Consider the following 24,646-nt stretch of genomic DNA (forward strand, 5'->3'; position numbering starts at 1 on the left):
TAAACTCAAAGATTTAAAATTTTCTTGACATGCCTTAAATATGTTTTACCTATTGGTAATATTTTTTTATTTTTCAATTCCAGAGAAGATAGTTCTTTTATATATTTTTCTATATAATCAAGATTCACAATATACGATTTATGAATCCTTACAAAATTTTTTGGCAAATTTTTTGATAGTTCTGAAAATTTTCTAAAATGCTTAAGTATATATTCATTATCAAATGTAAATACATGTATGGTTTTGTCAAAAAATTCAAAATAATATATATCTTTAAAATCAAGAAATATTATTTCTTTTTCATCTTCAACAGCCAATTTTGTAGTTTTGTTTTCTGTGTTGGTAAATAATTGTTTTATTCTATTTATTGTCTCAATAAAACGTTCTTCTGAGACAGGCTTTGTTATATAGTCAAGAGCATTAACCTCAAATGCATCTACAGCATATTCCGAATATGCTGTTACAAAAACTATTTTATGCTGATTTAAGTATTTCGCTGCCTTTATTCCGTTCATTTTTGGAAGTTCTATGTCTAAAAATATAACGTGAATTTCATTATTCTTTGATTTTTTCATAAACTCTTCAATGCTTTCATAACAACCAACAATATTAAAATCACTCATTTCATGTATTAAATCCTTTAATGATTCCCTTGCGTAATATTCATCATCTATTATAGCCACATTAATCAATTGTCTCACCTACTTTTTTAGGTATCTTTATTTCCACAGTAGTCCCACCAAACAATCCACTTTTTATTGAGAAATTATAATCATCATTATACAGGGATTTTAGTCTATTTTCTATTAATGTCAACCCCTTACCCTTTTTTCTCGAATTCAACATTCCCTTTCCATCATCTTCCACATAAATATAAAAACTATTTTCTTTTTCTAAAAATCGTATATTTATGTTTAGAATAGTATCCTTCATTCCATGTTTTATTGAGTTTTCTACAATAGGTTGAAGTATAAAAGGTGGAACAAGTATTTCACTGTATTTTTCATAATCTTCAACATTATAATTTATTTTATCCTTAAATCTTAATTTCATTAATGAAAGATAATTTTTAGTAAATGTCAATTCCTTATTAAGAGTAACATACGTGCTATTTTCATATAAAGTATATCTCAAAAGTTCTGACAAATCGTCTATAAATTTATTTACCTTTTCAGGTTCTTTCTTTGAAATATATTTTATAGCATTTAATGTGTTAAATAAGAAATGTGGACTTAAATTCGCCATTAATTCTCGCAATTTCTCCTCTGTTGCCATTTTTAATTCTTCATTGATTTTGGCAGTTGATATTATTAATGAAAGTGTCTGTGCCAGTTTTTTACCAAAGACTATATCTGAATTTTTTATTGTATTATTTCTGGAATAATACAGCTTCAATGTCCCTATTAGTTTCCCTTCTACATTTTCAAGAGGAACTATAATCGCCGAATATAACGGACAATTAGGATATGGGCAATTAATTCCCTTTTTCCCAACTATCTTTAATCCCTGACCGCTTTTTATTACTTTTTTTGTAGCCTCTGTCTTTATTGGTATTCCAGAATAATGATGGTCATCACCTATCCCAACATGAGCTAATATTTTCTTTTTATCTGTTAATGCAACAGCTTCAAAAGAAGTATTATCAAGTATTGTCTTTGCAATCTCTCTTGCGCTTCGTTCAGTGAATCCGTCTTTTATTGTATTCAAAGACCTTTCCATTATTACAAAAATTGAGTTTATAGCATTTTCCGTTGTATATTCCAGCTTTTCTTCCATATTAATTATCATGAAATTAAGGAATGAAACACCTAAAGCATTTGTGATAACCATTGGGAATAATATATTAAAGGTTATATTATAAGCTACCTCGAAAGGTTTTACCATTAATAACACATAGGTTAAATGTATAATCTCTATTACCGCTGTATAAAACAAAGTTCTAAAAAAGGTAAAATGTTTTCTTCCATAATATTGAGATATAAAACCACTAATTAAACCTGCTGATATTGTTCCAAAAAAACATGGAACAGCGGTAATTCCGCCTAAAAACAATCTAAACGTCGCTGCAATTATGCCAGCTACCAATCCTCCTGGCATTCCACCAATCATTCCAGAAAGAATAACGCCTATATCTCTATAATTTACAATTGCACCATTATACGGAATTCCAAAAATTGTTCCAAGAATCCCTAAAAATCCTCCAATTATTCCAAGAATAAGCTTATTTTTGACAACAAGAGTATTGCCAAAAATCTTTTTTATAAAATATGTCTGCATTATAATATAGGTAATAACAAGAATAAGTGAAACCCTTTCAAGCAATAAAAAACTTATGCTATCCTTCAACATGGATCCCTCATCATTGCTCTATCTCCAAAATCTCCAAGATCTTTAATTTCTGAATCAGTAAGTTCTTTGTTTTTTCTTTTAGCTTCTTTATAAAAATTCAATGTTTCAATGATTTCTACAAAATCCATTTCATCAAGCATTTCTTTTGCCTTCCCCTGAGGCGCCTTTGATACAAATACATAAATTTTTTCATACTTATCTTTTATCTTATTTATACTTCTAACGTCTATAACTCCTATACCAAAACCATATAACACTAAGCTCTTCAATGTTATCCCCCCTCAAAATCTTTTTATTAATTTCATCTATATTATTATACCACTTACAAAACTTTTTATGTAATTTTCAATTAACATTAAAAGAGTATAATAATATTGAACAATTTTAAAAATATAATCAATACAAAAATTATCAGAGGTGATTTTTATGAAAAAAGTATTATTATTTATTTTTGCTTTAAGCATTCTGTTTTCAGGATGTATTTTTAATAAAGAAGAAGTTTCACTAAAACCTGTTGCTGAAACACTCGCACCGTTAAGGGAATATATTTCAACTGCTGAAACAATAATTGGTCTTGCTCAGGGGAAAAAAGAGGATGTTATTCCAGAAAAAACAGTAAATATAGAACATATCCCCGATTTAATTGGCAAAACTCCTGAACAGGTTTATATTGAATACGGAGGTACAGGTTCTAACACCGTAAGAGTTCCTAATACAGGGTATTTTGATAACTTTTACGGTAAAGATTCTCATATTAGAGCTGCATTTTATATGACTCCTACAACATTAACAGATGAAAGTACAGGATATATCTTAGAAGTATATATGGATCCTTATCTTGATCTTTCTGTAAAATATGATTATGAAAAATATAAGGTTGCATTTAATTCCTGGGAATTCAAATTGAAAAATCTCTTAGAATATAAAACAGTATTATCAGATGGTAGCGTTGTTAATAGAAATATTATTGAACAAAAAGAAGATTGGGATTCTACTGTAGGATATGCAATGTTTGAAGCACCTGATATTTTGCAAAATCTAAATGAATATCTATATCCGGATAATATCCCACAACCTGCCACAACAACAGGTATAGATTGGTATTCACATACTATTTCTGAAATTGATTCTTTCTGGAATAGAATTACAGCAGAAGAATTTTATACCGAATCTTCAACAGAAATTAATGGAGAAGATATATTTATGAATTCAGGTATCACATATATCAAAACAGAAAAGGATTTTCTCTGGGATACCGACACAAAAACTGTTGTTAGGTTCAAAACGGTTGGAAAGGATCAAACAACAAAATCCTTTACAGCAACTGGAAATATAGGCGTAATCTGGTATTCTGCAAGTGATGATGTAACTATAGATGCCACTGGTTCAGAAAATAATCTTACGCATTATAAGAAAGTATTTATGGAATGGTGGGATTCACCAGAAAATATAAGCGAAAATAATTTCTCATATAAGGAAATTATTGAATTAGAAGAAACAGGAGAAAATACTGCAGAATATGAAGGAACTATTAAAAAGTTCTGGAATGGTAATGATACTGGAAATGGATATTATGTCTCTTTGAAAAAGGATTCAAATGATAATTATGTCTTTAGTATAGGCTGGCAATGGTTTGAAGCTACAGATAAATCAATTACTAAAGGAGATGCTTCAAGCGAAGATTCCAATATAGAAAGTTTCCAGATTGTGGATAATGAACTTGTAATAAAACTTAAAAACGGTGGCACATTTAAAGGTCATTTTGCCAATGGCGCATTTGTTGGAACATATGAATATAATGGAGAAACTTATAATAATGTAATAATAAGTTCTATTGGAATTGCTTTAAATGATCAAAAATTTAAATTTAACAAAGACGGAAATTTAATCGAATAAACATTATATAAAAATCCCCGATTGATAAATATCAATCGGGGATTTTATTAATTTCTGGCAACATAATGAGTATGAAGGAGATGATGGGCTATTTCACTATTTGGTTCACCTAAAAATTCTTTATACAATTCTTTTACAGCAGGATTTTCGTGTGATTTTCTTAATTTTGAACCATAATCAATTTCATAAATTGCTTCCATTCTCTTTAATAAAATTTCTTCTGTTGTAGGAATTGGTTGTCCGCCACCACCTATACATCCACCCGGACATGCCATAAATTCTACAAAATGATATTCCACTTCGCCATTTTTCATTCTTTCAAGCAATTTTCTTGCTGCACCCAAGGTATTTACAACAGCTACTTTTATAATCTTTCCATTTATTTCAACCTCGGCTTCTTTTACCATATCCAAACCTCTAACAGCAGTAAAATCAAGCTTTTCAAGCTCTCTTCCTGTTAATATTTCATACGCTGTTCTCAAAGCGGCTTCCATAACACCACCTGATGCGCCGAATATTGCTCCAGCACCTGTTGATATGCCAAATGGATTATCATATTCCTCTTCAGGTAGATTTTTAAAGTCTATTCCTGACTCTTTTATCATCTTGGCTAATTCTCTTGTCGTCAATACAAAATCTACATCTCCAGCATGTTCTGGTCTGTTCATTTCATATTTTTTCGCTGTACATGGCATTATCGATACCACTACTAATTTTTCCTTCGGAATACCCAATTTTTTTGCATAATAATGTTTGGCAACAGCACCAAACATCTGTTGTGGAGATTTTGCTGAAGACAGATGAGGAAGATATTCAGGATAATTGTGTTCTATAAACTTAATCCAGCCAGGACTACATGAAGTAAATAACGGAAGCTTTCCCCCTTCTTTAAATCTATGTATAAATTCAGTTCCTTCCTCAACAATAGTCAAATCTGCAGTAAAATTAGTATCAAATACCTTATCAAATCCCAACAATCTTAAAGCTGCTACGAGTTTACCTGTTGAAATTGTTCCAGGCTCCATACCAAATGGTTCTCCTATAGCTACTCTAACTGCGGGTGCAGTTTGAACTATGGTTACTTTTTCCGGATCATTTAATGCATTCCAAACACCATCTATATGATAAACCTCATGTAATGCACCCGTAGGACAATTCATTACACATTGACCACAATTTGTACAATCTACATTTCCCATACCTTCATCCATAAATGTAGTTACTATTGTATTTGGACCTCTATCAGCGAATGTGAAAATATTAACACTTTGTATATTAGAGCAAGCTCTTATACATCTTCCGCAAACTATACATTTTGTGGGTTCTCTAACAATTGCATAACTGGAATAATCAGAAACAAGGTTTTTCTCAACTGGTGGAATATTAACCTTTGTAACTCCTATTTCTTCAGCAATTTCCTTTAATTCACATGATGTAGCTTTTGAACATGTCAAACAATTCAATTCACAACTAATACCATGAGAAGCTATTATCAACTGCATTATCGTTCTTCTAACTCTTCTTACCTTTTCAGAATGTGTTTTTATCTTCATCCCTTCAGAAATCTTCACGGCACATGATGGAACTAATGTTTTTGAACCCTCAACCTCAACAACGCACAATCTACATCCGCCATATGGCTCCATACCTTCTATATAGCACAATGTTGGTATTTTTATATTTGCTTTTTTTACAGCTTCAAGAATAGTAATTCCTTCTGGCATATCATATTCTCTATTATTTATAGTGATTCTCATTTAAATCACCTCTTCTTTAAAAAATTTATCAAGAACAGAATAGATAAAATTAACTGAAGATTGTCCAAATCCACATCTCGCAGCGAGCATAATAGATTCTTTTAATTCACCTATTATCTTTTTATATTCATCATTATAGCCATTTCTTTTTAATTTCAATAATATCTCTTTGATATTCCTATTTCCTTCACGGCAGGGGAAACAAGTTCCACATGTCTCTTTTACAAAAAATTCCGATACATTCAGCAATATTTCAATTAAATCATGATTTTTGGATACTACTATCATTCCGCCAGAGCCAATAGAACTTCCAGCTGCTTCGAGATCTTCATAGGTATATCTAACATTAATCTCATTATCCTTTAATATTGAAGTAGCTATACCTCCTGGAACTACAAAGTTTAATTCTTCAATAGGTCCTCCTGCTAATTCCACTATTTCCCTTATTGTACAACTACCAAATTCAATTTCATACACATCTGGAACTTTAACATCTCCATTTATTGATATAAGTTTTGTTCCTCTACTTTTTTCAGTTCCTAATCTGGCATATACATTATCTTCATATTTCATAATCTCCGCAACTGTTGCTAATGTTTCAACATTATTTACCACAGTTGGTTTTCCAAATAACCCTTCTTGAACTGGATATGGAGGTTTAATTCTTGAAAATCCTCTTTTACCCTCTATTGAATTTATTAATGATGTTTCGTCACCACAAACATATGCACCTGCACCCTTTACCAGTTTCAATTCAAAGTCAAATCCGCTTCCCAAAATATCTTTTCCTAATAACCCACTATGATATGCATCTTTAATAGTTTTTTCAAATATTTCTATAGCCTTTGAATACTCACCTCTAATATAAATATATCCGTAATTTGCTTTTACAGCATAAGCAGCTATAATGATTCCTTCAAGTACCTTAAATGGCATATTTTCCAATAAAAATCTGTCTTTAAATGTACCTGGTTCTCCCTCATCAGCATTACAAATTAAAAATTTCACATCATTTTCCTGAGCAAGGGCGTATTGCCATTTTCTTCCTGTTGGAAATCCTGCTCCACCTCTTCCACGCAACCCAGATTCGGTTATTTTTTTCACAATTTCTTCTGGCATTAATTTCAAAGAGTTTTTCAACCCTAAGTATTCATATTCTTCTGGTGTTTTTTTCAAGTCAGTTTTTAAAAAAATCTTTTCTTCTATCATATATTCTCACCACCTTTATATACAGTTTTTTAATAATGAAACTGCCTGTTGTGGTGTAACTTTGGTATATATTTTGTTGTTTATCATCATTACAGGTCCCTCACCACAATGTCCCAAGCATTCAACAATTTCAAGTGTAAATTTTCTATCCTTTGTTGTTTCTCCCGAGTCAATCCCTAAATATTCTTTAATCATTTCAACTACATTTTTACTGTTATTTAAATGGCAGGATAGACTATTACATACACGAATTATATAACGACCACGTGGTTTAGTGTGAAACATTGAATAAAAAGTTATTACACCATATAATTCAGATTTTGGCATACCTCTTTTTTTTGCAATTCTGATAATCTGTTCTTCTGGAATATACCCATATGTGTTTTGAATTTCATGCAACTCATCAAGAAGCGGTTTTTCATAGAATTTTTCCATGTTTTTTCACCCCCTTAATTCAATATTAGCACTTTATTAAAAAAAATACTATTGTGATTATATTCATTTATTTGCATTGAGAAGTAATAAAAAATAATAAAAGTTTAATATTGTGCATTTTTCCACTTATTCTGATTATATTGATGGCAGAAGTTATATGTTATAATAAAAGTAATTTCATATTATAAAGAAAGAGGTGTATTATGGATAGAAAATTATTGGAAAAATATGCTGAACTTGCTGTGAGGGTTGGCGTAAATATTCAAAAAGGACAGAGATTATTGTTAAGAACCTCTGTAGACGCTGTTGAATTTTCAAGATTAATCGCTGAAAAGGCTTATGAAGCCGGGGCAAAAGAGGTATATGTTAGATATAGTGATGAATATATAACCTTTTTAAAATTAAAAAATGCACCTGAAGAAATTATTGAGGAGGTTCACAGTTGGGAAGTTGAAGCAGCAAAATTTTTCTGTGACGAAAAAGGGGCTTTCCTCAGTGTAATTAGCTCAGATCCAGATCTTTTTAAGGAAATACCTCCAGAAATTATAGGAAAATTCTCCAAAGCAAATCAAATGGCAATGAAAGAGGTATCAAAAGAAATTATGTCAGGAAAGGTAAGTTGGTCTGTTGTGGCAGTCCCTAATGAAAAATGGGCTAAAAAGGTTTTCCCTGAATCCACAAATCCCGTTGAAGATTTATGGAATGCTATATTAAAAACTATAAGGGTTAATGAAAATGATGATCCTGTGGAATTATGGAATAAACACATAGAAAATCTTAATAAAAGAACGGAATTTTTAAATAAAAGACAGTATGAATATTTAAGATACAAAGGGCCAGGAACAGATTTAATGGTTGGAATGCCGGAAAATCATATTTGGGTTGCAGGAACACAAAAAAATGTAGATGGAACCGTATTTTTACCAAACATTCCAACGGAAGAGGTTTTTAGTGCTCCACATAAAGATAAGATAAATGGATATGTTAGAAACAGCAAACCTTTAGTTTATGGCGGAAATATTATAGATGGGTTTACAATGGAATTTAAGGACGGAAAAATCGTAAAGGTAACTGCTGAAAAAGGTGAAGACGTATTAAAACAGGCAATTTCACTTGATGAAGGCGCAAGCTACCTTGGCGAAGTGGCTCTTGTCCCTGTAGATTCACCAATTTATCAACTCAATACTATTTTCTATAATACGCTTTTTGATGAAAATGCCGCTTCACACTTTGCATTTGGAAAGGCTTATCCAATATGTATTAAAGATGGAACAAAAATGTCTGAGGAAGAATTAAAAGAACATGGTTTAAATACCAGTATTACACATGTAGACTTTATGATTGGAAATGAAGAATTAGATGTTTATGGAATAAAAGACGGAAAAGAAGAATTAATTATGAAAAATGGAAAATGGGCAATATAATAAAAATACCCGGAGGTTTTCTCCGGGTATTTTTATTCTAAAATAACAGATTTGCTGAGATTTCTTGGTTTATCTGGATTATGACCTTCTGTTAAAGCTTTTTTGTATCCAAGATATTGCGGAAGTATCATTTTGAGGGGACTTTCAAATCCATTCTTATATGGTATCTTTAAATCACCATTTTCTCCTACAAAAATCACTTCGGCTTCCATTACCCTTAATTCTTCTGCAAGTATTCTTTCTTCTTTTGTATCCTTTGAATTTATTATAACAAGCGTTTTATCCGTAACCAATGATTTTGGTCCATGTCTATATTCCAATGGCTCATGAAATTCCACATTTTGTATAGCCATTTCTTGAATCTTTAAAGCGCCTTCTTTAGAAATTCCATATTGTTCTTCAAAACCTAAAAATACAAAATGGCTGAATTTTTTTAAGTCTATTTTGTCTATTATGCTTTCCACATTCTTTACCACTTCAATTGATTCATTTGAAAGCTCATGCTTTTCTATACCATTTAATAAAAAGTTTAATATAAACACAAAAGAACCTGTCATTACCACGCTTTCTTCATTGGCAAAATCAAAAACAAAACTTTCATCGCATACCTTTGTAAGTGTTGAATTCTTTTCACATGTAATACCTATGGTCTTTATCTTTCTTTTTTTAAAATGCTCTACAGCCTTCACTGTTTCTGTTGATTCTCCTGTTCTTGATAGGAATATTGCAACATCGCTTTCTGGAACCTTATCAAATACTATTACATTTCCACCTGAAATTATTTCGGCATTATATCCATTTTTTCTTAGCATTTCTGTTGTAATGTATCCAAGATTATATGAAGAACCGCATCCTACAAAGGTATATTTTTTATCTTTTTCAAATGAAAAATCAAATTCCTTTGTATGTTTTAATAATTCCGGTATTCTTTCTATTTCCCTTAAAGTTTTTTCACCTTTCATCCTTTCACCGCCCCTTGTGTTATTCCGGCTATAATGTGTTTCTGGAAAATCAAAAATGCAATTATAACCGGTATTCCTATAATCGATGATGCTGCCATTAATGTTGGCCATTCAACCTGATTGAACTTCTGGAATAATGCAAGACCAACCTGAACAGTTCTCATTTCCTTTGAAGTAGTCATTACCAATGGATAAAACAGCATATTCCATGAACTGATAAAGGTATTTATTCCCATAACCGCAAGCGCTGGTTTTGACAATGGGAATATTACATGGAACAATACCTGAAAGGTATTTGCGCCATCCACATATGCTGCCTGTTCAAGCTCTATAGGGAGTTGTTCTATGTACTGTTTTAATAAGAATATTCCAAATGGGGTTACAAGAAACGGGACGATTAGGGAATAATAGGTATCAATCCATCCAAAGTTTTTCATAAGGATAAATATTGGTATTATGGTAACCTGAGGGGGAATCATCATAGTTGCCAATACTATTAAAAATAACACATTTTTTCCAAAAAATTCTCTTCGAGCAAATGCATATGCCACCATTGTAGAGAATATTATATTTCCAACAACTGCAAAAATAGCTATTATAAAACTATTAAACATATATCGCCCAAACATATTTTCTTTCCAGACGTTTACAAAATTTAGCATCGTTGGGAATTTGTATTTTATCTTAAAATCATCAAGATAAACAGTGGCATTTTTAGTGTTAAATAAAAATGCTATTTTGGTTATGTGTTTCAAGTTTACACCATTTTTGCTAATATTTTTTGAACTAATTGAAACTTTCTGCCATTTATTTGAATCATTATTAATTTCAACCTTAATATCAGAATAATTGCCATCAATATCATAAAACTGCATATCAAAAGCTTTTACATTATCTGATTTTATATAAAAATCCAGTGTTTTCATAACTCTTAAATCCATATCATTTGTAAGAAGAGCTATTTTTTGGTTTTCACCTGTGATTAAAACCTTTAAACTCTGTGTGCTTTCTGGAGAATCCTTTACTAATCCTATTTTAGCGCCATTATATGTTTTTACTTTTCTTTTTACATAACGAATATACTTAATCTCAAAATCATTAAGATATTTCTCAGTAATCACATGTGTTAAATTTCCCTGCGGAATTATTGCAGTAAAAAACATTGTTAATAATGGAAATAGGGAGATTCCAAGTAAAACAAACATAATCAAAAGAAATGTAAATCTCTTCATTATATATCACTCCTAAGCAGGCGCTTCTGTATAATGGTGAATATAAGAATTATCGTCATTAAGATATATGCTATTGCAGAAGCATAACCCATATCAAATTGCCTAAACGAAGTTTGATAGAGATAATGTACCACTGTCTGTGTGGCATTTGATGGTCCTCCACCTGTCATGGTGAAGATTTCTGCAAATATCTGAAATGATCTAATTGTATTCAAGGATATAATGAAAAACATAGTTGGTTTTAATAAAGGTAATGTTATAGAAAAAAATGTCTGTATTTTTGAAGCACCGTCTATTGATGCAGCTTCATAAACCTCACCAGGAATACTTTGCAATCCTGCAAGGAATAATATGGTATAATAACCTATAGCTGCCCATATATCCATAATCATTATTGCGAGCAATGCTGTTTTTGTAGATGCAAGCCAGCTTGTCCCAAGAGGTTTTATTCCTATTAACGGCAACATTTGATTGAAAAATCCATTTGCGCTGTATAGATATATCCATATTGTTGATATAACAACCATGGATATTACTGAAGGCAGAAAAAATCCAGCCTTAAATAAATCTTTTAAAGGCAATGACTTACTGTTGATTAATACAGCAAGTATAAGAGAAAATGTTGTGGTAAATGGAATAGTTCCAATTACAAATATAAACGTGTTTTTTAAAGCCTTTAAAAAGACTTCATCGCTAAATGCACGTGTATAATTTGAAAATCCAACAAAATCAAAATGTGGATTTAATCCTGTATAATTGGTAAAACTCATAAAAAAGGAATATCCTATTGGAAATATTCCAAAAACCATAAATATTATTAAAAATGGCGAAAGCAATATAAGAGTTTCTAAATTATATCGTGTTTTCTTTTTCATTTTTTCAACTCCTTAAAAGGCCTGCGTAGGTGGCTCTACGCAGGCAATTTTCTTAATGATTCAATACTTGCTGTATCTTGAGGTTATAATATCTTAATGTGCTTTCTACATCCTGATCTTCTAAAATCATTTTTTCTATAGCTTCTGTTAAATATTGCTGAATCTTGAACCATTGTGGATGTGAAGGTGCTGGTCTTGCATATTTGTTTTGTTCATAGAATACCTGATGCATTGGATGGTCTTCAAACCATGGATCCTTATCTGCTCCAACTACTGAAGGGAATACTGAAGGTACTAATTTTGTAATCTGCATTGCAACGTCTGACTTTAATAAGTATTTTACTAATTTCATAGCTGCTTCTTTATGCTTTGACTGTTCTGTAATTGCCAATACTTCTGCTCCGGCAAATGATGCATGATAACCGCTCCATTTGTTTGGTTTTGGTATTAATGTTACATCAAATAATATATTTGGATAATTGTTTTCAATTCCTGAAATATCCCATGCTCCACTTACATACATACCTAATTTTCCTTCTCCAAATGCTTTTGCTAAATCTGCCTGTTTTGTCTTTAATGAATATTTTGATAATGCTTTATAGAATTTTGCAGTTTCTATAACCTTTGTTGAATATAATAATGATTTTTTCATATCCTTTGAGAGAATTGATGCTTCATTTCCCCATACTGCTGGTAAGAACCATTGCTGCCATGGACTGAAATTTTCACCAGCTGGCATACCAAATCCATAAATATCATCACCTAAAGCATCGATTTTCTGTGCTGCAACATATAATTCTTCCCATGTTTCTGGTGGATTATTTGGATCAAGTCCTGCTCTTTCAAATAAGTCTAAATTAAAGAATAAAGCTCTTGTTCCCAATAACCATGGCATTGCCCAATAATGGCCATCATATTCAACTGAAGTCCAGCCAAAATAATGATCCTTTTCTTTTGCTGCATAATCGTCCATATTCATAATAGTTTTTTGACTTGCAAAGTTTGCAACCCATGTGTTTCCAAGTTCAACAACATCTGGTGCATTATTTGCTGCAATAGCTGTAACAATTTTATCAAAACCATTTGACCATGATAACTGTACATACTCCACTTCAATATCAGGATTTTCCTTCATAAATTGACCAAGAATCTTTGCTGATGATTCATCATCAAGCATAAACCCCCAGAATGTTATCTTGGTTTTACCAAATGAGAAAACTACCAATAAACTCAATACCAATACCAAAAACAACTTTTTCATACAAATACCTCCCCTTTAAATTTGGTGATTTTATATTTGATGTTCCTTAATTACGCGTATTGCCTGATAAATGGATATTAATTTCGTTGAATAGGTAACTATATGATTATCGCTTTCATATAATTCTTCATCCTGATCATTTCTGATAATTACATAAATAACCTTTTTAAATTGTCTCTTCAATCTTTTTTGCAATCGCAATTGTTCTGAAAATCTAAATGAATCAAGCACAAAAGAAATTGCAATATTACCTTCAAATTTTTCTTCTTCCGTTTCACCTGTAACAGGATCATATGAATATACATTTGCATCTTTAAATTCAAATTTTACCAGTTCTTCAAGAATCTTTAAGTCATTTGCCGTTGTATCTGCCTGACTGAGATTTTTTGGTTTTGGAATAAAAATCGCAGGATTTTTTAACTCAAACTTCTCGTTTAAACTTACCTTTAATGCCTTTCTTGCTATTTTATTCAAAAAACTTCCCTTATACTCCGATGTATAATACTTTTTTTGCAATTTCTCAATCTTTTCTATTTTGTTTTTAAGAAGTTTTTTATCAATTTCTCCATTCTCAACTGCATTTATAAAGGCATTATATATAGGTTTAAAGTTTTCCCTTGCTTCTGCTATTAATAAGATATCTCCGCCATTATTAAAGAACATCTTTACGCCTTTTTCAGGAAAATAATTATTATAATACGCTTTCATTTCAATGGCATCGCTAATTACAAGACCATTATATTTAAGCTTTTCACGCAATAAATCCGTCAATATTTTTTTTGAAACTGTAGCCAGCTCTTTGTCCAGGGATTTATAGATAATATGGGCTGTCATAATCATTTCAATTCCAGTATTTATTGCTTCTTCAAATGGAAAAATATCTTCATCTTCAAATGAAAAATCATCGATTACAGGAGTTTCTTCATGTGAATCCTGAATGGCCTTTCCATGACCGGGAAAATGCTTTGCTGTTGGTAAAATACCTGAATCTAACAATCCCCTGATATATTCTTTACCAAATTCTGCAACCTTTCTCGGATCATCGGAAAAAATTCTAAAGCCAGTAACCGCACTTGAATCTCTGTGCAAAACATCTAAAACTGGAGAAAAAACCATATTAAAACCATATTCTTTTAATTTATCCCCGGAATATTTTCCATACTCATATGCATATTCCGGGGCGTTAACCTTTCCAATAGAATAATTTCCAGGGGAAGAAAGTATTCCCGGAACTGTCTCAAGCTGGCCGCCTTCATGGTCGGAGGTAATTAATAACGGAAAATCAAGTGAATATAATTTGTCCATGGAAATCTGCAATTCTTCTATACTTCTCATATTTCCTGGATATAATATTACTCCAGCAGGTTTATATTCTTTTATAATCTCAATTGCTTCGTCATCCAATCCATCTGGAAAACCTAAAAAGAACAATTTCCCATAATTCATTCCTATCGCCTCTTTTTCATGTTATAGTATATTTCAAGGAACTTTTCTGCACCATTTTTAGTGGAAAACATCTTGTGTAATATCAAAGAAGCCGCTCCACGCGAAGTTAAAAAGTCTTTAGAAGATGTATGATTAAGATAAATATTTCTATTTTCAAACATAAATACTTTTTCTTTTATTTGACTTATAAACACATCAAGAAATTCATTATCAAGCAAAACGATATTTCCACCTATTAATACAGTATCTGGATCAAATACACTGATAAAATTGGAAATCTTTTCTGAATAATAATCAAGAAATTCTCTGGAATTATCCAATAATTTTTCAATTGGATAGTTTCTTAACTCTTCAAAAGATATTCTCTTTTCATCATTAATCATGGCCTTTTTTATTTCAACTTCACCGGCATAATTATTACTTCCATGATATAATCTGTTTTTAATGATTATTCCAACACCTATACCGGTTCCGTCGTTAACATAATATGGAATTGAAATATGAAAATATAAAATGTTTTTCGATTTTTCCCTGTTACATAAATTAAAGTATAAGGCCCCACAATTACTGTCATTTTCAATATAAACAGGGATATTATCCTTTCTCTCAATCTTTGAAACAAGATTAAAGTTTCTAATATTCAAAGCCTTGGAATATATAATCTTTCCATTTTTAGAATCAATAATACCCGGAAGAGATATTCCAATGCCATATATATCCAGTTCGCTGTAACTTTCAATAACGTTATTTAATTGAGAAATGATATTTTCTTCATTAATCATTACGCTTATCCTTTTTGAAGAAATAACCTTTCCTGCAAGATCAGTCAAAGCAACTTCAATACCATCCTGTTCAACAGATATTCCAAGGATATGCCCTATTGAATAAGCAAATTGAAATACAGTTGTTTTTCTTCCTCCTTGAGGTGTAGAAGATAATTCATCAACCTTTTTTATTAAATTCAAATCTTTTAATTTATTCAAAGAACGAGAAACTGTGGATTTTTCCAAACCTGTTTCTTTTGAAATTTCCATTAAATATGTCTTTTCCTTTTTCCATATAAAATTCAATGTTTTTATTAATGAATCGGTAATTCTTATCATCTAAATCACTCCATGTATTTTATAATTTTCTAATCGAATTTCAATTCTTTTTTAGTTGTTTTATTTTTAGTTAGTTGCTTGATGCAACCAACCAACTTAAATATAACATAATTATAAAAAAAATTCAAATAACATTAATAATAGCATTTTTCCAATATTTCAAAATAAATGGATTTTTTTAAGAACCATTGACTTTTTTTAATATTTTTTATTATAATAAATATAGTTTCATCTTTAATTTAAATTAATGAAAGGAGTGGAAAAATGAAAAAAACTTTTTTTGTTATTATTTTGATAGTTCTAACTTTTCAGGTATTATTGGCAAAAGGCTACATATATAAATTTGATAAATTTTCTAACTTTCATAATATAATAGTAGATGATTTTAATAATATATATCTTGGAAATCTTCAAAATGAAATTATAAAAATCAACATGAAAAGCGAGATTGAATGGATTTATAATTCCACGAACCAAATTTTACAGATATATCCTGTAAACAACAAAATTGCATTTACAACAATGGATAACAAATTAATATTTCTCAATGCTGATGGAACGCTTTATACTATGAAAAAATTTAATTTAAAAACTCCACCTATTTTGTTTTCAAAATTAAATAATGGCACTCTATTAATGCTTATGAATAATTTAATATACTCAGTAAGACTGGAAAAAAGGCAAATTATATTAAATGTTCTGTCTAAAAATTTCTTATCCAAATTGCCGTATAATACCTCTTCCAAAATCATAGATGATAATTTATATTTGGCAATTAAAGATAATTTTGGAATTCATAAAGCTATTTATAAAAATAATGCACTTTCTCATGAATTAATGGAAAGTGCCAGTATAAAAAACGAACATTTAAGTTTCGGATTCCCTGCTTTCTATGAAAATAATGTTATATTTGCTATTGATGAAAAACTGTATTCAAAAAAACTTGGAAACAATCATACCAATTTCATATTCAATATTTTCGATGTTTATAATAACTTTAAAGATTTCAAGCCATATATAAATTCAAATATTATTGTGTATAATAAAGAAATATTTTTCACTACAAGTTATAATGATTTAATTATTCTCAACATAAATGGAAAATTAAAAAAGACAATTAATTTAAATTATTCCGCTTATCAATACAAAATGAAGATAAGAAATGATAAGATTTACATTCTTTCTCAAAATAAATATAATGGAAAACTACTAACTTTTGATATTAATAATAACAAAATAGAGGATCTTCTTGAATTAAATGACGGTGCTCTTGATTTCAATATTATCAATGACAATATCTATATTTTGACTTATTATGGTCTTTATAAAATTGCCAGGTAAAATTATATTTCGAATATCAATTAAAATAACCCTTCCAGAAATTCTGGAAGGGTTATTTTAATTCACTTTCGATGGACTTTCAAAATTCGTTTTTATAAACCATACATTGATTTTTACTCCTTCTATTTCTTCTATTTCATGTTTGAAATCCTCTATTGCTTCTGAATATATCACAAGCCAGCCTTCTTTTAAACCACTTCTTTTTAAATATTCTACTAATTGTTTTTTTGCTATTTCATATTCGTATTTTATTATATTTGCCTTTACTTCTATTAGATATTCTTTTTCTTTATACATTACCATTAAATCTATTCTTCCTCCACCTATCTGTGTTTCTGGATATACTTTCCCATCAAGCAATCCCATGTATGTACTTAAAAATTGATCCAAATTGTATTGATATACTCCTTCATAATAATTTCTGCCTTTGAACATTACAGCTCCTCTGCTTTTTATATACTCTATATATCTTTTGAATAACTCATTGAGTTTTAAGTTTCCGTCTTTATCTATATATTTTTTCAGATTATCTTCATATTCTAATATTTTTTTTCTTTCTCCATTTATTTTTGGTTTGAAATGATTATATAATTTTTTGTAGTATAACGGTACTTTTACACAACATTTCCCTTCACAATCATCTATTACTCCATGTAAATACAGAAATTTTATTCTTTCATCACTTATATCAAATTCAACGCTTTCTGGTTCAAATAGTATCTGCATTACTATTTCTTTTTCTTCGTGTGCTTTTGATATTATATTTTCCATATTTTTGTCTATGTATTTTTTTATATAGTCATATAATGTTTTTTCAAAATGCTTTTCTGTTATTATCTTTTCTCCTTTTGCTTTTTTTACCACTAAATCATATGCAAGACCATTGGTTAGTCCAGGTTGCCCTGCTGCATTATGCCATATTAATTCTTTTACCTTTTCATCGAATAATTGTCCTGTTTCCTTTTCATGTTGTGAAAGTAAGTCATATACCTGTTCTTTTGTAAAGTATGGTACTTCCATATGTTCTGCTATATTAAATGGACTGGCGTTGTCTTCTAATACTCCGCTTAAATAACTTACACTGATTAATATTACACTTCGAAGTTTGTACATCTCTTTTTTATGATATATTTTTCTTATTACATGCAATAATGTATTCATTATTTCCTCATTATTTAATTTTTCAAATTCATCTATCATTAATACTACTTCTTTTCCGGTTTTTTTATATATCTCCTCAAATATATTTTTTATCATTCTTATTTTTTGAGGTTTTGTTTCAAGAGTTATATTGTATTTTTCTGCTTCTTCTATTATTTCTTCATAAAAGGTTTCTATAAACTCTTCTTCCGTTTTCATATTTTTATAATCTTCAAAGGATAAAAAAATGGTTATATATTTATCCTTTATCTTCTCAACTATATCATTTAATAACGTGGTTTTCCCGCTCTGTCTCGGTGCAGATACTGTAAAGTATCTCCAGTTTTCTATATGATTAAGTGATTCTGCCATTATATCCGGTCTTTCAACATAATAACATGTTTTCTTATCAACAGGTCCTGATGTACAAAACGTCCTCATCATTTCCACCTCCACACAGTAAATAGGCATAAATATTATATCACAATATGCTTATTCTAATTTAAATAAATATTTTAAAAATTTCAAAGAAACACATTTAAGTTTTTTTATTGTCTTTTTTCTATATGAAATGGAAAATTTTTTCATTTTTTCTTGTTTGGAATGTAAATATTTTCATGAGAGAATGAAAACGTTGAAATTTTATAAGGGGGGAATCTTATGAAAAAAGTTATGGTAACCTTGGGAATATTGGTATTGTTAGTAAGTACTTTTTTTGGTGCAAGATATGCAAGAAATGAAACTTTGTACGTTGGGGGAGGATTATGGGAACCACCAAGTAACTGGAATCCATTCCTTCCATGGGGTTCAGTCTCAGGGACGATAGGGTTAGTTTATGAAACACTTTTCAACTATGATCCAATTACAGGTCAAATGGAACCATGGCTTGTAAAAGATGGAAAATGGGTAGATAAAAACACATATGAAATAACATTAAGAGATAATTTAAAATGGAGCGATGGGAAAAAATTTACAACTCAGGATGTGAAATTTACATTTGAGCTTGGTAAGAAATATGAAGATGTTTATTATCACAATCTCTGGGAAAGTCTTGACAGAATTGAGCTCGGAAGCAACAATAAAGTAAGATTCATTTTTAAAGAACCATCTTATCATTCATGGGAAGTAAATTTATACAGTATTCCTATTTTGCCAGAACACATATGGAAAAACAAATCAAAAAATGAAATCATAGAAGGTGCAAATGAATATCCTGTTGGTTCTGGTATGTATAAGGTCGAAGGCTGGAGTCAGGATAGATGTATCTTTGTTAGAAATGACGATTGGTGGGGTAATGAAGTATTTGGAAAACCCGTTCCAAAAAGGGTAATTGAAATTGTTATTTCAAGTAACAACGTTGCACTTGGTATGTTATTACAGGGAACTCTTGATTGGAGTAACTTCTTCCTTCCTGGAATACCAAGACTTGCAAAAATTTATGAAAATATTAAAACATGGTATAAAGAATCTCCATATATGTTATCTTCAAGTACAGCATATTTATTCATGAACACAAAGAAACCACCTATGGACAATGCACAATTCAGAAAAGCCGTAGCTTATGCAATTGATAAGCAGAATATAGTTAATAAAGTTTATGAAAATCAGGTTATTGCAGCAGATTCACTTGGTTTCTTGCCAACACCTGCATGGAAAAAATACGAAGACAAAAAGGTTTTAGAAAAATATGGATTTAATTATTCACCAGCAACAGCAAAGAAATTATTGGATGAAGCAGGATATGTAGATAGAAACGGTGATGGCTGGAGAGATTTGCCAGATGGTAGCACAATTGATTTATTAATAGTTGTTCCATATGGCTGGACAGACTGGATGGAATCAGTAAAATCAATTGCTGAAGATTTAAGAAAGGTTGGAATTAAAGCTGAAGCAAAATTCCCTGATCAGGGTAAATATGAAGAAGATATGTCAACAGGAAACTTTGATATGCTCATTAATGATTACGGTTCAACAAGTTCTGTTTCACCATGGACATTATTAAATTTTGTAGCAAATCCATTGATTATGGATGAAATGTGGGATGGAAACTTTGGAAGATATGAAAATGAAAAATTGTTCTCACTTATAAAAGAAATAAACAAAACACCTTTCTCAGAAGAAGCAAAATTAAAGGAACTATTCTCAGAAGCAGAAAAAATCTTATTAAAAGAAATGCCAGCAATTCCTGTATGGCACAACGGATTGTGGTTCCAGGCAAGTACTTATGCATGGGAAAATTGGCCAGATGAAAATAATCCTTATGGTTATCCATGTAGCTGGCCAGGACAATGGCAGTTTGGAGCAGTAAAAATCTTATTAAACTTAAAAGCTAAGTAATTATAAGTTTCTTCATATACTTTGTCCTCAATATTTCGGCTGTCAGGCCACCTGGCAGCCTTTCCTGATTACCCTGTTTTTTTACTTCGTTTGGAGGTGCCGTTAATGAATAGTTATTTAAAGAAAAAGTTTTCAATATACTTTTTAACCTTTTTTGTAGCAATAACAATTGACTGGGCAATACCCAGATTTATGCCAGGTAATCCTGTTGCACTGCTTATGGGCAGATTTGCAGCAATGCCAGGTTCAAGGCAATTAATGATGTCTTACTTCACTGAAGCATTTGGGTTAAATAAACCGCTTTTAACTCAATATATAGATTTCTGGAAAGCCTTTTTCCATGGTGATCTTGGCGTAAGTTTATATCTTTATCCAAAACCTGTTATGGAAGTAATAAAAGAGGCTATTCCATATGATTTAATGTTATTATTGCCATCAATATTATTAAGCTGGATTGTTGGGAATAAACTCGGTGCTTATGCAATAAAGAATAAATTCGTGGAAAAGGTTATTATTCCTCTTTCTTACTTTTTTACAGCAATGCCATACTTCTGGTTTGCTATTATTTTAGCCTGGTTTTTAGGTGTTGTAAATCCTATATTTCCAATTTCAGGTGCTTATAGTTATTCAATAAATCCTGAATGGTCTGTAGATTTTATCCTTGACTTTCTTTCACACTGGATATTGCCTTTTTTATCATTATTTATGGTAATGCTTGGCGGTTGGGCTATAGGTATGAGAAATATGATTATTTATGAAGTTGAATCAAATTACTCAAGATATATGAGAAGTTTAGGATTATCTCAGCGTTTGAGATTAAATTATGCATACAAAAATGCTTTGCTTCCACAAATTACAGGTCTTGCTTTACAATTGGGAACAATAGTTGCAGGAGCCTTAACAACAGAGGTTGTTTTTTCATATCCTGGAATTGGTTATTTATTATTACAGGCAATTTTACATCAGGATTATTTCCTTATCCAGGGTTGTTTCTTATTTATAGTTCTTGGTGTATTAATAGCTAATTTTATTGTTGATATAGTTTATGTATTAATCGATCCACGTGTAAAAGCTTCATTTGTAGAAGGGGCGTGAGGAAATGAAAGAATGGTTGAAAAATCATGAAGGGTTATATTATACCTTTACAAATAGACGTGTAATTTTTGGGAGCATTGTATTGATATTTTTTGTTTTGCTTGCAATAATTGGACCAATGATTGCAAAATTTGATCCGCTTGATACCTCAAGCATGCCATATTCTCCGCCAAATTCCACCAACTGGCTTGGAACAACAACCTTTGGTCATGATATATTTTCACAACTTGTCTATGGTTTAAGAAGTTCATTATACCTTGGAATAATAGGCGGTGGAATTGCTACAATAGTAGGACTTATAATTGGATTTATATCCGGCTATTTAGGGGGATTTTCAGATGAGTTCTTAATGATGATTACAAATATCATGATGGTAATTCCTACTATGGCATTACTGATTATAATTGCAGCTTATTTACCATATAGAGGCGTTACAATAGAAAGTATAATAATTGGTTTAACCAGCTGGCCGTGGACAGCCCGTGCTGTAAGATCACAAACACTTTCATTAAAATCAAGGGAATTTGTACAGCTGGCTAAAATTACAGCGGTAAAACCCATGAAAATAGTTTTTAAGGAAATAGCACCAAATATGATGTCTTATGTGTTTATGGTATTTATCCTTCAATTTGGAGGAGCAATATTATCGGCAATTGGACTTGATTTTATAGGTCTTGGTCCAACAAGGGGCGTTTCACTTGGAACCATGCTTCAACAGGCTGTATTATGGAGTGCTATTCAATTAAAAATGTGGTGGTGGGTTGTTCCACCAGGATTGGTAATAACAATCTTTGTAGGAACATTGTTCTATGTAAATACAGGATTAGACGAAGCATTTAACCCTCGTCTCAGGAAACAGTGAGGTGGTATGATGAACCCATTATTAGAGGTAAATAATCTAAAAGTTTATTATAGTACATTAAAAGGTGAAGTTAAGGCTATAGACGGTGTTTCATTTAATCTACATGAAGGTGAAGTTTTGGGAATAGCTGGAGAATCAGGTTGTGGAAAATCCACACTTGTTAATTTCTTTGTATTCCCATATGAGCCAATGCATTACGCCGGAGGCAGTGTAAAATTACGGGGAATGGAATTAACAAATCTGGCAGATAAGGATATGAATAAGATTCTCTATAAAAAGATTTCCATAATTCCTCAATATGCTTTAGATGCACTATCACCAACAAAAAAGATTAAACGTATAATCACGGATTTCCTTGCTGAACATGGTTATCAATATGATGCAAAAAAAGTAGAAGAACGTCTTGAAATGGTGAATCTTGACAAAAGTGTTTTAAACAGATATCCTGTAGAGTTATCCGGTGGGATGAAACAAAGAGTGGTTATGGTTATTTCAACTTTACTCGATCCAGATATTTTAATTGCAGATGAAGTAACCTCGGCTCTGGATGTTAGCTCGCAAAAGTTTGTAATTCAAATGCTTGAAAAGTTTATGCATGAGGGAATTGTAAAATCAATAATGTTTATAACCCATGATATTTCAGTATTATATCAAATTGCCAACAGAATTATGATTCTATACGCAGGGCATGTCGCTGAAATAGGGCCCACAGATGAAATAATAAAAAATCCAAAACATCCATATACAAAAGCACTTATAGATTCATTACCAAAGATGAATATAAAATTTGAAGAACAAAGACTTAAGAGCATTCCTGGACATCCACCAATGTTATTGAATCCACCTTCAGGATGCCGATTTGCAGATAGATGTCCAGTTGCAATTGATAAATGTAGAAAGGCTGTACCTCAGGAAAAAAGAATTGGAGAAAATCATTCTATATATTGCTGGAATGCTGGAGATGATTTAAATGATTAAAATTAAAAATTTATCTAAAACCTTTTCAAGTGGATTTATAAAAAAAGAATATGTAAAAGCGGTGGATAATGCTACATTTGAAATAGAAGATGGAAAAATTGTTTCACTTATAGGAGAATCAGGAAGCGGAAAAACTACAATTGGAAAGTTAATATTAAAATTGGTAAAACCTACTGAAGGCGAGATATTATATAAAGATAGAAATATATATGATTATAATCCCATTGAATATTATAGAAATGTTCAGGGCGTTTTTCAGGATCCATTTGCATCATTCAATCCCATTTATAAAATAGATAATATATTCGATATGCTCTTTAATAGCTTATACAATGAAATTCCAAAAAGCGAAAGGCTTGGAAGAATTGAAAAATCACTTAAAGATGTGGGATTAAATCCAAAACATATTATTGGAAAGTATCCTCATCAATTATCTGGAGGACAATTACAAAGATTATTAATAGCAAGGGCTTTAATACTTGAAAGCAAATTCCTCGTTGCCGATGAGATTATCAGTATGCTCGATGCATCAACAAGGGTTGACGTTTTAAATATTCTTGGAGATTTAAAATATAAAAATAAAATGAGTATTTTATTTATTACACATGATTTATCCCTTGGATATTACATAAGCGATTGGATGCTTATTATGTATAGGGGAACTATCGTAGAAATGGGAGATACAAAGGAAATATTTTCCAATCCTTTGCATCCATATACACAAATGCTTTTTGATTCAGTACCAACTCTGGATAAAAAATGGGATGATTCAGAAACAAGCACAGAAACTGGTGAAGAACCACCGAAAACAGGTTGTAAATTCGCACACAGATGTCCTTTTGCAACAGATAAATGTAAAACATATAATATGGAAAGCTATACAGTTAATAAAAATCATCAGGTAAGTTGTATAAAATTTGCCAACAAAAATAATTGAGAGGTGA

21 protein-coding genes are annotated in these 24,646 nt (G+C 30.8%); 8 read left to right on the forward strand and 13 right to left on the reverse strand.

Annotated elements, in window-relative coordinates; genetic code table 11:
- Nucleotides 1–5: 5 nt before the first annotated feature.
- The 3 genes from MARPI_RS04945 to MARPI_RS04955 are packed head-to-tail and all read right to left on the reverse strand — an operon-like array spanning nucleotide 6 to nucleotide 2,618.
- The gene (locus MARPI_RS04945; RefSeq protein ID WP_232223928.1) at nucleotides 6–683 is read right to left on the reverse strand and encodes a LytR/AlgR family response regulator transcription factor; all 678 of its coding nucleotides are present in this window, start codon (nucleotides 681–683) and stop codon (nucleotides 6–8) included.
- 1 nt (nucleotide 684) lies between these two features.
- The gene (locus MARPI_RS04950; protein ID WP_014296494.1) at nucleotides 685–2,349 is read right to left on the reverse strand and encodes a LytS/YhcK type 5TM receptor domain-containing protein; all 1,665 of its coding nucleotides are present in this window, start codon (nucleotides 2,347–2,349) and stop codon (nucleotides 685–687) included.
- Nucleotides 2,343–2,618 carry a hypothetical protein gene (locus tag MARPI_RS04955; protein WP_014296495.1) on the reverse strand — a complete coding sequence of 92 codons (276 nt, stop codon included), beginning with the start codon at nucleotides 2,616–2,618 and terminating at the stop codon, nucleotides 2,343–2,345. The genes MARPI_RS04950 and MARPI_RS04955 overlap by 7 nt, the downstream gene beginning before the upstream one ends.
- A 157-nt stretch (nucleotides 2,619–2,775) precedes the next feature.
- Here MARPI_RS04955 and MARPI_RS04960 point away from each other — a divergent pair, with 157 nt between their 5' ends.
- A complete protein-coding gene (locus tag MARPI_RS04960) occupies nucleotides 2,776–4,245 on the forward strand; it encodes a hypothetical protein (RefSeq protein WP_014296496.1) in 1,470 nt (489 codons plus the stop codon).
- Between the two features lie 47 nt (nucleotides 4,246–4,292).
- Here the strand turns inward: MARPI_RS04960 and MARPI_RS11110 are convergent, their stop codons facing one another.
- Genes MARPI_RS11110 through nuoE form a run of 3 tightly spaced genes read right to left on the reverse strand, consistent with a single transcriptional unit; the run spans nucleotide 4,293 to nucleotide 7,646 of the window.
- The gene (locus MARPI_RS11110; protein WP_014296497.1) at nucleotides 4,293–6,002 is read right to left on the reverse strand and encodes an NADH-dependent [FeFe] hydrogenase, group A6; all 1,710 of its coding nucleotides are present in this window, start codon (nucleotides 6,000–6,002) and stop codon (nucleotides 4,293–4,295) included.
- Complete coding sequence (locus MARPI_RS11115; RefSeq protein WP_014296498.1) at nucleotides 6,003–7,211, reverse strand: complex I 51 kDa subunit family protein; 1,209 nt, start codon at nucleotides 7,209–7,211, stop codon at nucleotides 6,003–6,005.
- Between the two features lie 15 nt (nucleotides 7,212–7,226).
- The gene (gene nuoE, locus MARPI_RS04975) at nucleotides 7,227–7,646 is read right to left on the reverse strand and encodes an NADH-quinone oxidoreductase subunit NuoE (RefSeq protein ID WP_014296499.1); all 420 of its coding nucleotides are present in this window, start codon (nucleotides 7,644–7,646) and stop codon (nucleotides 7,227–7,229) included.
- 203 nt (nucleotides 7,647–7,849) lie between these two features.
- Here nuoE and MARPI_RS04980 point away from each other — a divergent pair, with 203 nt between their 5' ends.
- Nucleotides 7,850–9,070 carry an aminopeptidase gene (locus tag MARPI_RS04980; RefSeq protein WP_014296500.1) on the forward strand — a complete coding sequence of 407 codons (1,221 nt, stop codon included), beginning with the start codon at nucleotides 7,850–7,852 and terminating at the stop codon, nucleotides 9,068–9,070.
- A gap of 32 nt (nucleotides 9,071–9,102) precedes the next feature.
- Here the strand turns inward: MARPI_RS04980 and MARPI_RS04985 are convergent, their stop codons facing one another.
- From MARPI_RS04985 to MARPI_RS05010, 6 genes are read right to left on the reverse strand one after another with little or no spacing between them, the layout of a single operon-like run.
- Nucleotides 9,103–10,032 carry an SIS domain-containing protein gene (locus MARPI_RS04985; RefSeq protein WP_014296501.1) on the reverse strand — a complete coding sequence of 310 codons (930 nt, stop codon included), beginning with the start codon at nucleotides 10,030–10,032 and terminating at the stop codon, nucleotides 9,103–9,105.
- A complete protein-coding gene (locus tag MARPI_RS04990) occupies nucleotides 10,029–11,264 on the reverse strand; it encodes a carbohydrate ABC transporter permease (protein WP_014296502.1) in 1,236 nt (411 codons plus the stop codon). Before MARPI_RS04990 ends, MARPI_RS04985 begins: the two co-directional genes overlap by 4 nt.
- On the reverse strand, nucleotides 11,264–12,139 hold the full coding sequence (locus tag MARPI_RS04995; protein WP_014296503.1) for a carbohydrate ABC transporter permease: 876 nt from the start codon (nucleotides 12,137–12,139) through the stop codon (nucleotides 11,264–11,266). The genes MARPI_RS04990 and MARPI_RS04995 overlap by 1 nt, the downstream gene beginning before the upstream one ends.
- 52 nt (nucleotides 12,140–12,191) lie before the next feature.
- Nucleotides 12,192–13,400, reverse strand: coding sequence for an extracellular solute-binding protein (locus MARPI_RS05000; protein WP_014296504.1), 1,209 nt, complete (start codon nucleotides 13,398–13,400; stop codon nucleotides 12,192–12,194).
- Nucleotides 13,401–13,430: 30 nt separating this feature from the next.
- Nucleotides 13,431–14,846, reverse strand: a complete 1,416-nt coding sequence (locus MARPI_RS05005; protein WP_014296505.1) for a glycoside hydrolase family 3 protein — start codon at nucleotides 14,844–14,846, stop codon at nucleotides 13,431–13,433.
- A 2-nt stretch (nucleotides 14,847–14,848) separates the two neighbouring features.
- Nucleotides 14,849–15,949: an ROK family transcriptional regulator gene (locus MARPI_RS05010; RefSeq protein ID WP_014296506.1), complete on the reverse strand. Its 1,101-nt coding sequence runs from the start codon at nucleotides 15,947–15,949 to the stop codon at nucleotides 14,849–14,851.
- A 264-nt stretch (nucleotides 15,950–16,213) separates the two neighbouring features.
- On the opposite strand from MARPI_RS05010, the gene MARPI_RS05015 reads away from it, so the two are divergent.
- Nucleotides 16,214–17,290, forward strand: a complete 1,077-nt coding sequence (locus tag MARPI_RS05015; RefSeq protein WP_014296507.1) for a hypothetical protein — start codon at nucleotides 16,214–16,216, stop codon at nucleotides 17,288–17,290.
- 57 nt (nucleotides 17,291–17,347) lie between these two features.
- Here MARPI_RS05015 and MARPI_RS05020 read toward each other — a convergent pair whose 3' ends face one another.
- Nucleotides 17,348–18,871, reverse strand: a complete 1,524-nt coding sequence (locus MARPI_RS05020) for an AAA-like domain-containing protein (protein ID WP_041638515.1) — start codon at nucleotides 18,869–18,871, stop codon at nucleotides 17,348–17,350.
- A gap of 219 nt (nucleotides 18,872–19,090) precedes the next feature.
- Between MARPI_RS05020 and MARPI_RS05025 the strand changes: the two genes are divergently transcribed.
- From MARPI_RS05025 to MARPI_RS05045, 5 genes are all read left to right on the forward strand, one after another.
- Nucleotides 19,091–20,767, forward strand: coding sequence for an ABC transporter substrate-binding protein (locus tag MARPI_RS05025; protein WP_014296509.1), 1,677 nt, complete (start codon nucleotides 19,091–19,093; stop codon nucleotides 20,765–20,767).
- A 105-nt stretch (nucleotides 20,768–20,872) separates the two neighbouring features.
- Complete coding sequence (locus MARPI_RS05030; RefSeq protein ID WP_014296510.1) at nucleotides 20,873–21,862, forward strand: ABC transporter permease; 990 nt, start codon at nucleotides 20,873–20,875, stop codon at nucleotides 21,860–21,862.
- Nucleotides 21,863–21,866: 4 nt separating this feature from the next.
- Entirely contained in the window at nucleotides 21,867–22,724 is an 858-nt protein-coding gene (locus MARPI_RS05035) for an ABC transporter permease (RefSeq protein WP_014296511.1), read from the forward strand.
- 9 nt (nucleotides 22,725–22,733) lie between these two features.
- Nucleotides 22,734–23,702 (forward strand): ABC transporter ATP-binding protein, encoded by a 969-nt coding sequence (locus MARPI_RS05040; RefSeq protein ID WP_014296512.1) that lies wholly within the window; start codon nucleotides 22,734–22,736, stop codon nucleotides 23,700–23,702.
- The gene (locus tag MARPI_RS05045) at nucleotides 23,695–24,639 is read left to right on the forward strand and encodes an ABC transporter ATP-binding protein (RefSeq protein WP_014296513.1); all 945 of its coding nucleotides are present in this window, start codon (nucleotides 23,695–23,697) and stop codon (nucleotides 24,637–24,639) included. The genes MARPI_RS05040 and MARPI_RS05045 overlap by 8 nt, the downstream gene beginning before the upstream one ends.
- Nucleotides 24,640–24,646: the final 7 nt, after the last annotated feature.

It is taken from the genome of Marinitoga piezophila KA3 (assembly GCF_000255135.1).
Classification (GTDB): Bacteria; Thermotogota; Thermotogae; order Petrotogales; family Petrotogaceae; genus Marinitoga; species Marinitoga piezophila.

What these genes read in the sequence shown, in the direction of transcription:
- MARPI_RS04985 (WP_014296501.1), bottom strand. Translation starts at nt 10,032, where the DNA reads ATGAAAGGTGAAAAAACTTTAAGGGAAATAGAAAGAATACCGGAATTA.
- MARPI_RS04960 (WP_014296496.1), top strand. Translation starts at nt 2,776, where the DNA reads ATGAAAAAAGTATTATTATTTATTTTTGCTTTAAGCATTCTGTTTTCA.
- nuoE (WP_014296499.1), bottom strand. Translation starts at nt 7,646, where the DNA reads ATGGAAAAATTCTATGAAAAACCGCTTCTTGATGAGTTGCATGAAATT.
- MARPI_RS04950 (WP_014296494.1), bottom strand. Translation starts at nt 2,349, where the DNA reads ATGTTGAAGGATAGCATAAGTTTTTTATTGCTTGAAAGGGTTTCACTT.
- MARPI_RS05005 (WP_014296505.1), bottom strand. Translation starts at nt 14,846, where the DNA reads ATGAATTATGGGAAATTGTTCTTTTTAGGTTTTCCAGATGGATTGGAT.
- MARPI_RS05020 (WP_041638515.1), bottom strand. Translation starts at nt 18,871, where the DNA reads ATGAGGACGTTTTGTACATCAGGACCTGTTGATAAGAAAACATGTTAT.
- MARPI_RS04980 (WP_014296500.1), top strand. Translation starts at nt 7,850, where the DNA reads ATGGATAGAAAATTATTGGAAAAATATGCTGAACTTGCTGTGAGGGTT.
- MARPI_RS11115 (WP_014296498.1), bottom strand. Translation starts at nt 7,211, where the DNA reads ATGATAGAAGAAAAGATTTTTTTAAAAACTGACTTGAAAAAAACACCA.
- MARPI_RS05040 (WP_014296512.1), top strand. Translation starts at nt 22,734, where the DNA reads ATGAACCCATTATTAGAGGTAAATAATCTAAAAGTTTATTATAGTACA.
- MARPI_RS05030 (WP_014296510.1), top strand. Translation starts at nt 20,873, where the DNA reads ATGAATAGTTATTTAAAGAAAAAGTTTTCAATATACTTTTTAACCTTT.
- MARPI_RS05010 (WP_014296506.1), bottom strand. Translation starts at nt 15,949, where the DNA reads ATGATAAGAATTACCGATTCATTAATAAAAACATTGAATTTTATATGG.
- MARPI_RS05035 (WP_014296511.1), top strand. Translation starts at nt 21,867, where the DNA reads ATGAAAGAATGGTTGAAAAATCATGAAGGGTTATATTATACCTTTACA.
- MARPI_RS11110 (WP_014296497.1), bottom strand. Translation starts at nt 6,002, where the DNA reads ATGAGAATCACTATAAATAATAGAGAATATGATATGCCAGAAGGAATT.
- MARPI_RS05015 (WP_014296507.1), top strand. Translation starts at nt 16,214, where the DNA reads ATGAAAAAAACTTTTTTTGTTATTATTTTGATAGTTCTAACTTTTCAG.
- MARPI_RS04990 (WP_014296502.1), bottom strand. Translation starts at nt 11,264, where the DNA reads ATGAAGAGATTTACATTTCTTTTGATTATGTTTGTTTTACTTGGAATC.
- MARPI_RS04995 (WP_014296503.1), bottom strand. Translation starts at nt 12,139, where the DNA reads ATGAAAAAGAAAACACGATATAATTTAGAAACTCTTATATTGCTTTCG.
- MARPI_RS05025 (WP_014296509.1), top strand. Translation starts at nt 19,091, where the DNA reads ATGAAAAAAGTTATGGTAACCTTGGGAATATTGGTATTGTTAGTAAGT.
- MARPI_RS05000 (WP_014296504.1), bottom strand. Translation starts at nt 13,400, where the DNA reads ATGAAAAAGTTGTTTTTGGTATTGGTATTGAGTTTATTGGTAGTTTTC.
- MARPI_RS05045 (WP_014296513.1), top strand. Translation starts at nt 23,695, where the DNA reads ATGATTAAAATTAAAAATTTATCTAAAACCTTTTCAAGTGGATTTATA.